Source organism: Mesorhizobium sp. B2-6-1 (assembly GCF_006440475.1).
Lineage (GTDB): Bacteria > Pseudomonadota > Alphaproteobacteria > Rhizobiales > Rhizobiaceae > Mesorhizobium.
In genome coordinates this window covers 348,756-363,178 of sequence record NZ_VFUH01000001.1, presented here as the reverse complement: position 1 = coordinate 363,178, position 14,423 = coordinate 348,756, and the positions used below count along the sequence as shown (strand labels likewise).

Below are 14,423 nucleotides of genomic sequence, written 5' to 3'. Positions count from 1 at the left end.
CTGCTTGAAAGAGGACCCCAGATATAGGACGAATGTCGCCGCATGCAACCGCAAGTCAATGCCGTTGCTGACAGTTCTCGACATTGCCGCCGCATGGCGCTGCGGCGTTCCGCCTCGCGGCGGGACGCCGCTTTGACCGGCCGGCCCTACAAGCCTATTCTCCGCTTATTAGAAGCAGCCGGAGCCCGCCATGGACCCGCTCATCCTTTCGCGCATCCAGTTCGGTGCGAATATTTCGTTTCATATTCTGTTTCCAGCCATCACCATCGCACTCGGCTGGGTGCTGCTTTTCTTCAAGCTGCGCTACAACGCGACCAATGATTCGGCCTGGATGCGAGCCTATTTCACCTGGGTGAAGGTGTTCGCGCTGTCCTTCGCCATGGGCGTGGTTTCCGGCGTCACCATGAGCTTCCAGTTCGGCACCAACTGGCCGGGCTACATGGAAACGGTCGGCAACATCGCCGGGCCGCTGCTGGCCTACGAAATCCTCACCGCCTTCTTCCTCGAGGCGGCCTTCCTCGGCATCATGCTGTTCGGCTTCCGCCGCGTTTCCAACCGCATCCACACGCTGGCGACCGTGCTGGTGGCCGGCGGCACCACCGTGTCGGCCTTCTGGATCATCGCGCTGAACTCGTGGATGCAGACGCCGGTCGGCTTCGAGATGCGCGACGGCGTCGCCCACGCCGTCGACTGGTGGGCGATCCTCTTCAATCCCTCCATGCCCTACCGTCTCGTCCATATGCTGCTCGCCTCCGGGCTTACGGTATCGTTCCTCATAGCCGGCCTGTCGGCGCTGCGCTATCTCAAGGGCGACCGCTCGGAATCGATGTGGAAGGCGCTGCGCACCGGCGTCTTCACCGCCGCCATCCTCATCCCCATCCAGATCCTTGCCGGCGACCAGCACGGCCTGAACACGCTCGAGCACCAGCCGCAGAAGATCGCCGCCATGGAGGCCAACTGGAACACCGGCCCCAACGTGCCGCTGGTGCTGTTTGCCATTCCGGATGAAGCGGCCAGGGAAAACAGGTTCGAGGTGACCATTCCCGACGGGGCGAGCTGGATCCTGCGGCACAGCGCCGGCGGTGTGGTGCCGGGGCTCAACGATTATCCCGGCAACCATCCGCCCGTCTTCCCGGTGTTCTGGGGTTTTCGCGTCATGGTCGGCACGGGCCTGTTGATGCTCGCCGTCTCCTGGTCGGCCGCCTTCTTCCTCAAGCGCCGTCATAGCTTGCCGAGGCCGCTGGCGCTGCTCATGGTGCCGATGACCATCTCCGGTTGGGTGGCGACGCTCGCCGGCTGGTATACGACGGAGATCGGCCGCCAGCCCTGGCTGGTGACGGGCGTGCTGAGGACCGCCGACGCCGTCGGCCCGGTGGCCGGCAGCCATGTGGCGCTGACGCTGGCCGTCTATCTCGCTCTCTACGTGCTGTTGCTGATCGCCTATCTCGGCGTTCTGGTCCACCTGGCGCTGAAGGCGGCCAAGGACGGCGACACCTCGCCGCTGCCGGGCGTGCTCAACAAGCCGATGTCGCAGCCCGCGGCTGGCGAGTAGGAGAGAGAGAAATGACCTATGACTGGCCGACCCTGCTCCCCCTCATCTTCGCCGGCCTGATGGGCCTCGCCATCCTGATCTACGTCATTCTCGACGGCTTCGATCTCGGCATCGGCATCCTGTTCGCGGCGGCCGAGGACGCCGAGCAGGACACCATGATCGCCGCCATCGGCCCGTTCTGGGATGCCAACGAGACCTGGCTGGTGCTGGCCGTCGGCCTTCTGCTGGTCGCCTTTCCGATGGCGCATGGCGTCATCCTCAGCGCGCTCTATATCCCGGTGTTCGTGCTTCTGGTCGGCCTCATCCTGCGCGGCGTGGCCTTCGACTTCCGCGCCAAGGTGGCGACGGAGCGCAAGCATCGCTGGAACCGCATCTTCTTTCTCGGCTCGCTCATCGCCTCACTGGCGCAAGGCTATATGCTGGGCGTCTATGTGCTTGGCCTCGACTTCGGCCTGGGGGGCATGGCGTTCGGCGTGCTGGTGGCGTTCTGCCTGGCGGCGGCCTACGCCGCGATGGGGGCGGCCTGGGTCATCTACAAGGCCGAAGGCGACTTGCAGAAGAAGGCGGTGCGCTGGCTGCGCACCACATTGGTGCTGACCGCGCTCGGCATGGCTGCCGTGTCGCTGGCCACGCCCTTCGCCAGCCCGCGCATCTTCGCCAAATGGTTCGTCCTGCCCGAAATGCTCTATCTGTCGCCGCTGCCGATCGTGTCGGCGCTGCTGTTCCTGGGGCTGTGGCGGCAGACCTCTCATCTGCCCAGGCCCGACGACCGCCATTCGCTGACGCCGTTCCTGACCCTGGCCGCCATCTTCGCGCTGGGCTTTGCCGGGCTCGCCTGGTCGTTCTATCCGTTCGTGGTGCCCGACAGGCTGACCATCTGGCAGGCGGCTTCCGCACCCGAAAGCCTGGCCATCATCCTGGCCGGCACCGTGGTCGTGCTGCCGATCATCATCTTCTATTCCTTCTATGCCTACCGCGTGTTCGGCGGCAAGGCGAGGGACCTGACCTACGATTGAAGGGCCAGGCGGCGCGAAATCATCGCCTCCGCCTGCCGCCTGTCGCCTGCCGGAAAGACAATATTCATCTTCACGCGGAATAACCTTCCGCGACATGCTGCGGCTTGATGGCAGCGGTCCGAGAAGAAGGGCAATGCAATGCGCGGTGTCCCGGTTGCCTCGATAGAACACGATCCGCAGGCGCGGCAGCGCTACGCAGTTTTCCCGGGAAAATCGCTACGCCGCTTTCCTGGAATTGCTCTGGTCCTGATCCGCCTGGTCACGCTGATCGCCGCGCTTGCGCTGGCCGGCCTGCTGCCTGTCATTCAGCCCGCTTATGCCCAGCAGACGGCCAACTGGGCCGGTGTCTGGGACACCAAATGGCGCGGCGGCGGCGCCCAGATCACCTTCGAGCAGGACGGCGCCGAGGTGAAGGGCGTCTATCCCCTGTATGACGGCCGCATCGAAGCCAAGGCCGAAGGCGAAAAGCTGTTCGGCCGCTGGTTCGAGGGCAGTCGCCAGGGCGAGTTCAGCTTCGTCATGGCGCCGGACGGCGCCAGCTTCATGGGCCGTTTCGAATCCGCCACCGCCGAATGGTGGACGGGCGTGCGCGTCGACGCCGCCGAGACCCTCAAGGTCGACCAGACCAGCCCGATGACGACGATGCGCTCATTCCTGCAGACCATGAACGAGAGCGGCGCCGACAATGTGCCGCGCGCCACCGGCGGCGGCATGGGCCTTGCCGCGCTGGCGGCCGGCCTCGTCGACGTCACGGAGGCCGATCGCGGCGGCCTCAACATGCCCGATTACACCAAGCTCCTGTTTTCGGTGATCGACAACGCCACCTTGCGCCTGTGGAACCTGCCGCATGATGCGATCCCCGGCGACGAGGTGACAGCCAGGCTGCTGCAATATGGCAGCAAGGTTTTCTTCGACGTCACCTTCCGCCGCAAGGCCGGCGAATGGTTCATCGTCGGGCCGCAGCTCGCCGTGCTGCAGGCCAAGCTCGCCGAGTTCCAGGCGGCGCGTGGCGAAGCCCCCGACATGGTCGACGATCCGGCCAAGCTCGCCTCGCCGCGCGACACGTTCAAGATGCTGCTCGGCGGCATCGCCGACCAGAATGGCGGTTCGACGCAAACGGCGCTCGACATGCGCGGTTACAATCCGGCGGTGCGGTCCGACGAGGCGGTTCTGCTCGAGAGCTATCTCAAGAAAGTCATCGACCGCATCGGCTACGTCTACTGGCAGGAAATTCCCGACGATCCCCAAAGCAACACGCCCTATGTGTATTTCGAGCACCCGGCCGGCAACATCGTCGTCGCTCCGGTGGGGACGGAGAAAGGCGGCAAGCTGTGGAAATTCACGCCGGAAACGCTGGCCAACATCCGCACGCTCTATGCCGATATCGAGGATGCGCCGGTGGCGCCGGAATTCACCGCCTTCGCCAGCAACGATCCGTTCTTCGCCACGAGGGGCCTTGCCCGCGAGATCAGCCCTGCCCTTTTGACCCGCGCCGGGCCGATCGAACGCTGGCAATGGCTGGGGCTCGGCATTGCCGTGCTTGCCGGCATCGCCTTCGGCTTCCTTGCTAACGCCGTCGTCGTGTTCTTCGCCCGCCGCGGCAGGAGTTCGGGGCGGGCCGGCTTCTTCCGCGTCGTCGAATGGGCGGTGCGCTCGATCTTCCTCGGCCTGTTCCTGCTGTTTGCGCTGCGGCCGCTCGGCTTGCCGCAGGTGATCGCGGCATCCGCCAAGGCGGCGGCCTGGAGCCTGATCCTGATCGGCGCGGTTCCCGTCGTCTGGCACCTGATCGGCAAGATCGCCGAGCGCTACCGCGCCACCTTCAACGTGCCCGGCTACCACGAGACGCTGATCTCGCTGCTGACCGGCGTGGCGCGCATCGCCGCCCTGGTGGTCGCCTTCCTGCTCCTGGCCGAGGTGCTGGCGATCCCCTATCAGGGCGTGCTGGCCGGCCTCGGCATTGGCGGCCTGGCGGTGGCGCTGGCGGCGCAGCCAACGCTGCAGAATTTTCTTTCCGGCCTGACGCTCTATGCCGACCGGCCGGTCAGCGTCGGTGACTTCTGCAAGTTCGGCAACCAGTCCGGCACCATCGAGCATATCGGCATGCGCTCGACCCGCATCCGCTCGGTCGACCGCACGGTGATCTCGGTGCCCAATTCCGACTTCGCCGGCATGCAGATCGAGAACTACGCCCATCGCGACCGCACCCGCTTCGCCACCACGCTGCAATTGCGCTACGAGACGACGCCCGACCAGCTGCGCTACACGCTGGCGGCGCTGCGCAAGCTCCTGATCGCTCATCCGCGCGTCATCGACGACCCGTGCCGCGTGCGCTTCGTCGGCTTCGGCCCCTATTCACTCGACATCGAGGTCTTCACCTACATCACGACCGCGGATGGCTCGGAGTTTCTCGCCATCCGCGAGGACATATTGCTGTCGATGATCGCGGTGATGGACGAGGCCGGCGCCCAGTTCGCCTTCCCGGCGCAGCTGGAATACAGCGCCGCCGACCTGCCGCTCGACCAGGAAAAGCGCATCGCCGCGGAAAAGCGGGTCAGCGCCTGGCGCGAGGAGGAAAAACTGCCTTTCCCCGATTTCAGCCAGCTCGACAGGCTGGAGCTCAACGACAGCCTGCCCTATCCGCCGCGGGGCTCGGTGCAATACCGAGAAGCCCAGTCCGCCCCGGCCACGGTCGAAACCAAGGCCTCGCTGGAGAAGGCGCGCTGGAGCCTGCCGTGGCGGAAGAGGGTGTAGCCTTCTTCGCAGGAGAGGCCGCGATCCCTCGCGCCCCCCTCTGGCCTGCCGGCCATCTCCCCCACGAGGGGGGAGATTGGATGTCGCGACGGCTTTCGCCAATTTCTAACGTTGACAGCGGGGCGGGACGGCGAGGCCGCCGATCTCCCCCCTCGTGGGGGAGATGCCCGGCAGGGCAGAGGGGGGCGCCGTCCCGCCGACCTGTCGTTCTTCTCACCCTGCGAAGACTCAATTGCTGGCCGACAGCACCAGCACCGGCTTGTCGCTGTAAAGCTTCGGGAACAGCGTCTTCAAATTCGCCACCTTTGGCAGGTCGTTGTAGACGATGTAGGGATAGGTCGGGTTGAGCGTCAGGAAATCCTGGTGGTACTCCTCGGCCGGGTAGAAGGTCTTGCCGGTTTCGATCGTGGTGACGATGGGCTTGGAAAACAGCTTGGCCTGGTCGAGCTGGGCGATGTAGCTCTGCGCGATCTTCTTCTGCGCCTCGTTCTCCGCAAAGATAGTCGAGCGGTACTGCGTGCCCTGGTCCGGACCCTGGTAGTTGAGCTGGGTCGGATTGTGGGCGACCGAGAAATACACCTGCAGCAGCTGGCCATAGGTGACTTTGGAGGGATCGTAGGTGATCTCGACGGATTCGGCATGGCCGGTGCGGCCGGTGCCCACGGTCTCGTAGACGGCGTCGTCCTTGGCGCCGCCGGTATAGCCCGAGACCGCCTTGGTGACGCCCTTGACGTGCTGGAACACGCCCTGCACGCCCCAGAAGCAGCCGCCGGCGAACACTGCCGTCTCGCTGCCGCCCGCGGCCTTTTCATCCAGCGCCGGTGGCGGGATCACCACGGCGTCTTCCGCCGAAACCGCTGGGGTGAGCCAGAAGGCGGCGCCCGCGACGGCGAGCGCGAAAGCTGCGAGCGCGCCGCGGACGAAGCCGCTCGAACGGTTCTTGATGTCGGTCATGGTTGCACTCCTCATGGCTTGCATAGGGTCCAGTCTATTGAATTAGCGGAGCCGGTGCGATGCGCGAGTTGCGGCGGAGGCTCACATTCTCGTGCGGCCCCAGCGGGTGCGTAACTCTCCGCCGCGGCTTGACCTAGTTGGCAGGCTTCATCGCGTCAGTCGCCGGCTTCATCGCGTCAGTCGCCGGTTTCATGGCGTCCGCCGGTTTCATCGCATCGGCGGCGGGCTTCATGGCATTTGTGGCCATCGGGTCGGCCGGCTTCATCGCATCGGTTGCCGGTTTCATCGCGTCCGCGGCGGGTTTCATGGCGTTGGTGGCCTCGTCGGCACGGGCGATGCCGCCGGCCAGCAATGCCGTCGAGCACAAAGCGAGCGCAAGCGCCGGCAGCGTCAGGCGGGAAAGAACGGTCATGATGGTCTCCTTGGTTGGGTGGCGCGCCCTCGCGGCGGCCGGCTGTTGCGGCGCCGCAGGCGCGGCGTTGCGCAATTTCTGATGGTCTCTCCCCGCAAACGGGAAGTTCCCGGAGGTAAGCTAATCGGCGGCGGCGGCCAGGATCGGCCCGCCGCCGGGCGACTGCACCAGCACGGCGGTGCTGAGGCCATCGGCGGCCGCCGGCACGTCGAGCGTCGTCGCCTCTCCGGTCCAGCTGCCGAGCTTCTTCAGCGCATGCACGACATTGCCGTGCGGCAAGGTGCGGCCGGTGTTCTCGCCGCGCGCCACGGGCACCTCGACGACGCCCCTGGCATAGCGCACCAGCCAGATGTCGGCTTTGCCGCCCGGCACGCTCCCCGCGCCGATGCTGGCCTTGCCGCCATCGAGCGACAGCGACGGTCCCTTGATGCGTCCGCTCGCCGCAATCAGCCGTTCGATCTCGCCGGGCGCGGCGCCGACCGCATCGGCACGGCCGTTGACCACCACCTGCGGCGTGAACGGCCCGTCACGGCCGAGCGGCGGCTCGTAGCTCACCTGACGTTGCGTGAACTCCTGCCGGCCGAAAATGTCCTTCCAGCCGAGATAGTCCCAGTAGGTGACATTGAAGGACAGCGCCAGCACGCCGGGCTGGTCCTTGACCTTGATCAGATTGGCATTGACCGGCGGGCAGGACGAACAGCCCTGGCTGGTGAACAGCTCGATAACGGTAAGCGGCTGCGCCGCGGCCGCACCGAGCGACGCCGCGAGCGCAAGCGCGCCCAGGCTGGACACTGCGAGGAACCTGCTGCGTTTGGCTTGCGACATGGAATGCTCCGTGGGCGACGGCGCCGCGACGCGCCGCTCATGTCCCCACTTCGCCGCCAATTATCGCTTCGTTACAGCGCTCACCGGTTTGTGATTGAGCGCCAGCGCGGGTTCTTCCTTCTCCCCCTGTGGGAGAAGGTGGATCGGCGCGCAGCGCCGAGACGGTTGAGGGGTGTTCCAGCGGAGTGAGACGTTGGCGTTTCCTGGAACACCCCTCATCCGACCTCGCTTCGCGAGGCCACCGCCCGGGGGCGAGCCACGCGTCCCGCCCCGTCCTTCGGACCCCACAAGGGGAGAAGGGAAGACGGCGCCACTATCTCCAGGGCTGCAGACTTCTGTCCCGCACATAGGCGATGATCGTGTCGCAAACGGCATTCATCTCTTTCAGGACATCGTCGTTCCAGAAGCGCAGAACGCGAAAACCCCTCGCCTCCAGCTCGGCCTTGCGGATCCGGTCAGCATCCGAGTCCGCGTGTTGGCTGCCGTCGATCTCGATAATCAGCCCGGCTTCGAGGCAAACGAAATCGGCAATGTATTTTCCGAAAGGAACCTGGCGCCTGAATTTGATCCGGTCCAGCCTGCGGTCTCGCAGTTCCTGCCAAAGCCTGTCTTCCGCCTCCGTCATGTCACGGCGGAGTGAGCGAGCAAAGTTGCGCTTGGCGGGGGTGACGGGTTGATGCGGCATGGCGCCAGACTAGTCGAACGCTGCGATCCGTCTATAGCCCCGGCGGACGGGACGAGGCCGAGACGCAAAAGGGCTGTTCCAGCGGAGTGAGGCGTTGGCGTTGCCTGGAACACCCCTCATCCGACCTCGCTTCGCGAGGCCACCTTCTCCCACAAGGGGAGAAGGAAGAAGCCGCAGTGTCACTGCGTCAGCACCGTTTGCGAGGGGCGCTGGTTGAAGTCGCATTTGCCCATCACGGTGTAGAAGAAGTCGGCGTTGACGACAGGCGCCGGCACGGCGGAGCCGCCGTCTTCCCAGGCCTGGTAGCCTGTCTGGCCGCACGGCACGGCGGTGAAGATATCGACGGTCTGGCCCGTGGCGATTTCGGGCATGTCGGTCGGGCTGGTGCCGATATAGAGCCGGTTCGAGGTGTTCGGGTCGTTCGACCTGAGCGTGGTCGGCTGGGCCGGTTTGGCCGTCGCGGCGGAAGGCACGTCCATCTCGAGATAGAGCTGGTCCATCTGGCTGACGTCGATGACCGCGCCGGTGCTGTTGGCCGGCGTGGTGGTGCAGACGGTCTGCCGCATGACGCCGTTGCCGTCGGTGCTGGTGATGGCGCCGGAGGGCGTGTTGTTGAAATTGGCGACCGCCGTGGTGTTGCACACCTGCTGCTGCACCTGGGTAAGCGTGGTGCCGCTCACGGTGGAGACGGTGGTGGTGCCATAGCCCTTGGGGTCGCCGCCCTTGTTGTAGACATAGCTGATCTGCATCAGCTTCTGCTTCGTGGTCGAGCCGAATCGCGTGCCGTAGAGATACATCGTCTTGTCCCACCAGCCCGACGCCTTCTCGATCTTGAAGGTGGTCTGCACCAGGGCCGCCGCCTTGTTGACCGCCGAGGTGACGCCGACCGGCACGGTGTCGATTCTGGCGATCTGCATGAAGTCGGTCGGCATGGCGAAGCTCGCCGAGGCCTGCGCCGTGGCGGTGCCGTTGGCCGCGATGGTGAAGCTCACCAGCGTGGCGGTGCCTTGCCCGCCATTGGCGGCAAAGGTGTCCTGTAGCATCTGCTGGCGGGCCGCCAGCGCCGTCGTCTTCGGCAGCGTGGTGATGGCCAGCGTCGCCGCGTCGAGCGCCTGCTGCATATTGGACCGGGTCTGGACCGCCGACGTATAATCGACCGAGAAGCCGACCACGGTGACCAGCGGCACCAGGCTGATGAAGAACAGCGGCATCATCGAGCCGCCGCGAGAGCGGGCGAACCTTCCTGCAAGCCCTGGCATTTTTTCTTACCCCAAAAAACGGTTTACCTGCGGGGGAACTAACATGCGCCGGCAAACCGGGGTCTAAGAGGATCGTTCAAAGTTTAAGCATCCGGCCGCACCCGCCCGCTGTTTCGGGCTTTTCCGCCCGGCTCACCGCTTTGTGATGGCCAAGGCGCCCCTTGCGCCGCAAGCCTTGCCGCAGCAAGCCGCCCCTGCTAAAGCGCGCGGCATGAGCACGCCCCTCGACCACATCAGGAATTTCTCCATCGTCGCCCATATCGACCATGGCAAATCCACCCTTGCCGACCGCCTGATCCAGCTCACCGGCGGGCTGGAGCTGCGCGACATGAAGGAGCAGGTGCTGGACTCGATGGACATCGAGCGCGAGCGCGGCATCACCATCAAGGCGCAGACGGTGCGGCTGAAGTACCGCGCCAACAATGGCGAGGACTATATCCTCAACCTCATCGATACGCCCGGCCATGTCGACTTCGCCTATGAAGTGTCGCGCTCGCTGGCCGCCTGCGAAGGCTCGCTGCTGGTGGTCGACGCCTCTCAGGGCGTCGAAGCCCAGACGCTGGCCAACGTCTACCAGGCCATCGACAACAACCATGAGATCGTCGTGGTGCTGAACAAGGTCGACCTGCCGGCCGCCGAGCCCGAGCGCATCCGCGAGCAGGTCGAGGAGGTGATCGGCATCGACGCTTCCAACGCCGTGCTGATCTCGGCCAAGACCGGCCTTGGCATTCCCGATGTGCTCGAAGCCATCGTCCACCAATTGCCGCCGCCGCGCGAGGGCGACGCGACCGCGCCCTTGAAGGCGATGCTGGTCGACAGCTGGTACGACGCCTATCTCGGCGTCATCGTTCTGGTGCGCGTCATCGACGGCGTGCTGAAAAAGGGCCAGACCATCCGCATGATGGGCACCGGCGCCAAATACCTGGTCGAGCGCACCGGCGTGTTCACGCCCGCCCGCATCAATGTCGACGAACTCGGCCCCGGCGAGTTCGGCTTCTTCACCGGCTCGATCAAGGAAGTGGCCGACACCCGCGTCGGCGACACCATCACCGAGGACAAGCGCCAGACCGCGCACGCTTTGCCCGGCTTCAAGCCGGCGCAGCCTGTGGTGTTCTGCGGCCTGTTCCCGGTCGACGCCGCCGATTTCGAGGATCTGCGCGCCGCCGTCGGCAAGCTGCGCCTCAACGACGCCTCCTTCTCCTATGAAATGGAAACCAGCGCGGCGCTCGGCTTCGGCTATCGCTGCGGCTTCCTCGGCTTGCTGCATCTGGAAATCATCCAGGAGCGGCTGGAGCGCGAGTTCAACCTCGACCTGATCGCCACCGCGCCATCGGTCGTCTACCGGCTGCTGCTCAATGACGGCTCGGTGAAGGAACTGCACAACCCGGCCGACATGCCCGACGTGGTCAAGATCTCGGCCATCGAGGAGCCGTGGATCCGCGCCACCATCCTCACCCCTGACGACTATCTCGGCGGCATATTGAAACTCTGCCAGGACCGGCGCGGCATCCAGGCCGACCTCTCCTATGTCGGCAAGCGCGCCATGCTGACCTACGATCTGCCGCTCAACGAAGTCGTCTTCGATTTCTACGACCGGCTGAAGTCGATCTCCAAGGGCTACGCCTCGTTCGACTATCACCTCACCGACTATCGCGAGGGCGACCTGGTGAAGATGTCGATCCTGGTCAATGAGGAGCCGGTCGACGCGCTCTCCATGCTCGTCCACCGCACCGCGGCGGAAAAGCGCGGCCGCCAGATGTGCGAGAAGCTGAAGGAGCTGATCCCGCACCATCTGTTCAAGATCCCGATCCAGGCCGCGATCGGCGGCAAGGTCATCGCCCGCGAAACCATCTCGGCGCTGCGCAAGGACGTCACCGCGAAGTGCTACGGCGGCGACGTGAGCCGCAAACGCAAGCTCTTGGACAAGCAGAAAGAGGGCAAGAAGCGGATGCGGCAGTTCGGCAAGGTGGACATTCCGCAGGAGGCGTTTATCCAGGCGCTGAAGATGGGCGATTGAGAATACTGCTCCAGCCAGCTTGATCCCGCGGCATTCCTAGATACTCTGCAACTTCTAGGGGACACGGGGTTGGCGGCGCTCTATGAAGAAATTTTTCTACGCGGCTATAGATAATATCTATAAGCACGGTGACACTGACATATTTCCATTTCCGATCGAAAATAGAATAATGAGCGACAAGAGGGATGATGTTGCCAGCTTATTGGTAAAACGATATTCTGAGTTTGATAAAATGTTTGTGCAAGAACCGCCGGATGACATCCGTTCTCTGGTGGCCGTAAATCATTCCGGGTTTAGATGGGCGTCTCAATTAGACCCATTGTGGAACGTCTTTCTGCTTGGAAATGTTCTTTCAATCGCCGAAACCATAGAGGCGGCCAGACTTGGGCCGGATCGGGTTTTCTCTTACAGATTGAACAAAGACAATTACCTCTCGGGAGATCTTTTTCGGCGTGATATCTCCTGGAAGGACTTTATCGATAGGTCCATCTCTGAATGCGAACACAAAAGCCATGTCGTAATATGCGATATAGCTGATTGTTATTCTAGGATAAGCCATCACAAGCTCGACAACGCACTTCGAATGCTCGGGGTGTTTTCGGATGTTCGAAAGACGATCCTCGAATATCTGAAGCATTTTACGGGAACAAGATCAGCTGGTCTGCCAATCGGTGGTCCGGCTGCGCGAATTCTGGCAGAACTGGCTCTCGCAAACTCCGATCAATATCTTTTCAGTTCTGGCGTTCACTTCCTCCGTTATGCAGACGACTATCACGTTTTCTGTGCTAGTAAAAAGGAAGCTCATGAAATTATTGTCGAGATATACAAGGCGCTTGATAATGAGGGGCTATCCCTTCAAAAATCAAAGACACGGATACTGACTTCGTCTGAATTCAAGCACGTTTTGTCGCAGATACGAGGGGGTGATGATAGGGAAACCCGATCGCCGATACAGCGGCTTATGTCTCTAACACTAAGATTCGATCCATACGCACCCAACGCGGCTAAGCAATACGACGAGCTCAAAGATGAGCTGGAAGAGATTGATGTCGTTGCGCTCCTGAATGAGCAGCTGTCGCAAACCCGAGTGCACATTCCCACCACACGAAAAATTGTCGAAGCGTTGAAAATGGTTGGCACTGGCGCAAAGTATGGAGCGGTGCTGTCAATGCTCGATAATATGGATGCTCTTTATCCTATCGCGCCAACGGTATTTCAAACTGTGTATCAGATCTTCGAGGATCTTGGCGAGCGAGAAAAGGCCGGCATTTGCGACAAAATAATAAATCTTTATGATAGCGGTCACGAAGTTATGGCCTTAGACATGCACGTCGCCTACGCAAACCGGGTTGTAGGTAAGCATAACTCCATTCAAACCCGAAATTACCTCCATAGATGCTTCGATAGAGAGGTATCTGAGTTAATACGGCGTGACATAATCATGATTTTCTCGAACTGGGGCAATTTCTCATGGTTGTCCATGTTCAAGGCAAATTTTGGAGCAGTGTCAGGTTGGCAACGCAGAGCTCTCATATTGGCATCGTATTCGATGGTCGATGAGGGGTCTCACTGGCGAGACCATACGAAAAGTAGATTTGACGCCTTTGAAATGATTGTTCGAGAATGGAGATCAGAGAAGCCAAACGCAGCGTTAGCGATATGATAAGCGAAAGGTTGTTTGCTTCACAGTACTCGAACTTCTGGCGTAGCGCGCTTCCGAACTTGGAAGCTGTCACACGGTCAGTGAATCTGGCCTACAATCGGGTAAGTGGGCCGGCTCATCCTACGAGCAGTCCTTCGCGGCGAGATTTAATCAGCGAAGCGGGCTATTTTCTTTTCTTTGAGTCCATCCAACGGCCGAAAGAATCGGTAGAGGTTTTGCGATTAGCAGCAGTTGCAAGCGCGTTGGATTTTCTTAGAGCCAACATCGTGGAGTTTACGACAGAAAAAGATGAATTGAGCGCGCCGGAGGCTGAGGAAGTTGATAGATTGGCTCAGTGGCTCCGTCACTACTTTAGAGGACAGGGTGTCACGCTAGACCAGGTAAGTGTGCCATCCTACAAGGGACACGGCATCATCCAAAGTTGCAAGGGTGACTTTGAGTTTTCTGATACATTAGTAGAGATGAAGTACGTCGATAGGCACTTTCGCAGCCATGATTTGCGTCAGGTGATCACCTACTCCGCGTTGCGATATTACGAAGGTAAGCAGGTATATAAGGCCGTAACAATATTAAATCCGCTACTAGGAATCGAGTTTACCACGCACATAGACGAACTAGTTTACGGCGCATCCGGCTCCGACTTATCCGAATTTTTCCAGAGACTCTCTTATACAATCTCCAGTGGAGAGGTATCCCATTAACGTGTCGTCACCGTCATAATGAGGATGGCAGTCGACACGCAACCTTCCGCTTTCAAGACCTTGCTACCCTGGCGTATCCTCCCGCCTTGGGGGAGACACCACATGCGCACCACTTCAGACACAGTAGCCTCTCTCGGTCTCGCCATCGGCGGTGCCTTCGGCCTGCCGGCACCTTCGTCGCCAGCGCTCCGCTGCGCGAAACACTCTGGACGATGGACGGCGCGGCGCTAGTAGTGGCCGCCGCACTGCTGACCATGAAGTACCAACGGCTGGGCAATGATTGCGTAGCCGCGGGCTTCCTGACCTTCCTGACCGGCGAGACGCGGCTGACGGCCGGCAGCGCGGCGGGGCTGGAGGCCAGCGTGCCCTCCTATGCCAGCGGCATCACGCTTTGGGCGGCGGGGCTGGTCATGATCAGCGCGCAGAAAACCTTCACTTTATGGATGCGGCTCACCGCACTCGTTGCTGCATGGGGGCGGGGCGCTGACGCCGCTGACCTTCTCCCCTTGTGGGAGAAGGTGGATCGGCGCGCAGCGCCGAGACGGTTGAGGGGTGTTCCAGCGGAGTGAGGCGTTGGGATTTTCTGGT

General features: G+C 62.2%; 12 protein-coding genes. 7 read left to right on the top strand and 5 right to left on the bottom strand.

Features of this window, described 5'->3' with window-relative positions; genetic code table 11:
- Positions 1-190 precede the first annotated feature (190 nt).
- The 3 genes from FJ443_RS01820 (at position 191) to FJ443_RS01810 (ending at position 5,319) form a co-directional block, all read left to right on the top strand.
- Positions 191-1,552: a cytochrome ubiquinol oxidase subunit I gene (locus FJ443_RS01820; protein ID WP_140655143.1), complete on the top strand. Its 1,362-nt coding sequence runs from the start codon at positions 191-193 to the stop codon at positions 1,550-1,552.
- Between the two features lie 11 nt (positions 1,553-1,563).
- On the top strand, positions 1,564-2,568 hold the full coding sequence (locus FJ443_RS01815; RefSeq protein ID WP_140662561.1) for a cytochrome d ubiquinol oxidase subunit II: 1,005 nt from the start codon (positions 1,564-1,566) through the stop codon (positions 2,566-2,568).
- Between the two features lie 138 nt (positions 2,569-2,706).
- Positions 2,707-5,319, top strand: a complete 2,613-nt coding sequence (locus FJ443_RS01810; protein WP_140662559.1) for a mechanosensitive ion channel family protein — start codon at positions 2,707-2,709, stop codon at positions 5,317-5,319.
- A gap of 228 nt (positions 5,320-5,547) precedes the next feature.
- Here FJ443_RS01810 and msrA read toward each other — a convergent pair whose 3' ends face one another.
- From msrA to FJ443_RS01785, 5 genes are all read right to left on the bottom strand, one after another.
- Positions 5,548-6,273 carry a peptide-methionine (S)-S-oxide reductase MsrA gene (msrA, locus tag FJ443_RS01805; protein ID WP_140491732.1) on the bottom strand — a complete coding sequence of 242 codons (726 nt, stop codon included), beginning with the start codon at positions 6,271-6,273 and terminating at the stop codon, positions 5,548-5,550.
- Positions 6,274-6,406: 133 nt separating this feature from the next.
- Positions 6,407-6,685, bottom strand: a complete 279-nt coding sequence (locus FJ443_RS01800; protein ID WP_140559132.1) for a hypothetical protein — start codon at positions 6,683-6,685, stop codon at positions 6,407-6,409.
- Between the two features lie 120 nt (positions 6,686-6,805).
- Positions 6,806-7,510: a DUF1223 domain-containing protein gene (locus FJ443_RS01795; RefSeq protein ID WP_140662557.1), complete on the bottom strand. Its 705-nt coding sequence runs from the start codon at positions 7,508-7,510 to the stop codon at positions 6,806-6,808.
- Between the two features lie 313 nt (positions 7,511-7,823).
- Positions 7,824-8,195, bottom strand: coding sequence for an endonuclease domain-containing protein (locus tag FJ443_RS01790; RefSeq protein ID WP_140491726.1), 372 nt, complete (start codon positions 8,193-8,195; stop codon positions 7,824-7,826).
- 179 nt (positions 8,196-8,374) lie between these two features.
- On the bottom strand, positions 8,375-9,454 hold the full coding sequence (locus tag FJ443_RS01785) for a TadE/TadG family type IV pilus assembly protein (protein WP_140662555.1): 1,080 nt from the start codon (positions 9,452-9,454) through the stop codon (positions 8,375-8,377).
- Positions 9,455-9,665: 211 nt separating this feature from the next.
- Between FJ443_RS01785 and lepA the strand changes: the two genes are divergently transcribed.
- The 4 genes from lepA to FJ443_RS31530 all read left to right on the top strand — a co-directional run bounded on the left by lepA (position 9,666) and on the right by FJ443_RS31530 (position 14,404).
- On the top strand, positions 9,666-11,471 hold the full coding sequence (gene lepA, locus FJ443_RS01780) for a translation elongation factor 4 (protein ID WP_140551741.1): 1,806 nt from the start codon (positions 9,666-9,668) through the stop codon (positions 11,469-11,471).
- Between the two features lie 82 nt (positions 11,472-11,553).
- Positions 11,554-13,134 (top strand): RNA-directed DNA polymerase, encoded by a 1,581-nt coding sequence (locus FJ443_RS01775; protein ID WP_140662552.1) that lies wholly within the window; start codon positions 11,554-11,556, stop codon positions 13,132-13,134.
- The gene (locus FJ443_RS01770) at positions 13,095-13,835 is read left to right on the top strand and encodes a hypothetical protein (protein ID WP_140662547.1); all 741 of its coding nucleotides are present in this window, start codon (positions 13,095-13,097) and stop codon (positions 13,833-13,835) included. Before FJ443_RS01775 ends, FJ443_RS01770 begins: the two co-directional genes overlap by 40 nt.
- 233 nt (positions 13,836-14,068) lie before the next feature.
- On the top strand, positions 14,069-14,404 hold the full coding sequence (locus FJ443_RS31530; protein ID WP_246681189.1) for a hypothetical protein: 336 nt from the start codon (positions 14,069-14,071) through the stop codon (positions 14,402-14,404).
- The last annotated feature ends 19 nt before the right edge of the window (positions 14,405-14,423 follow it).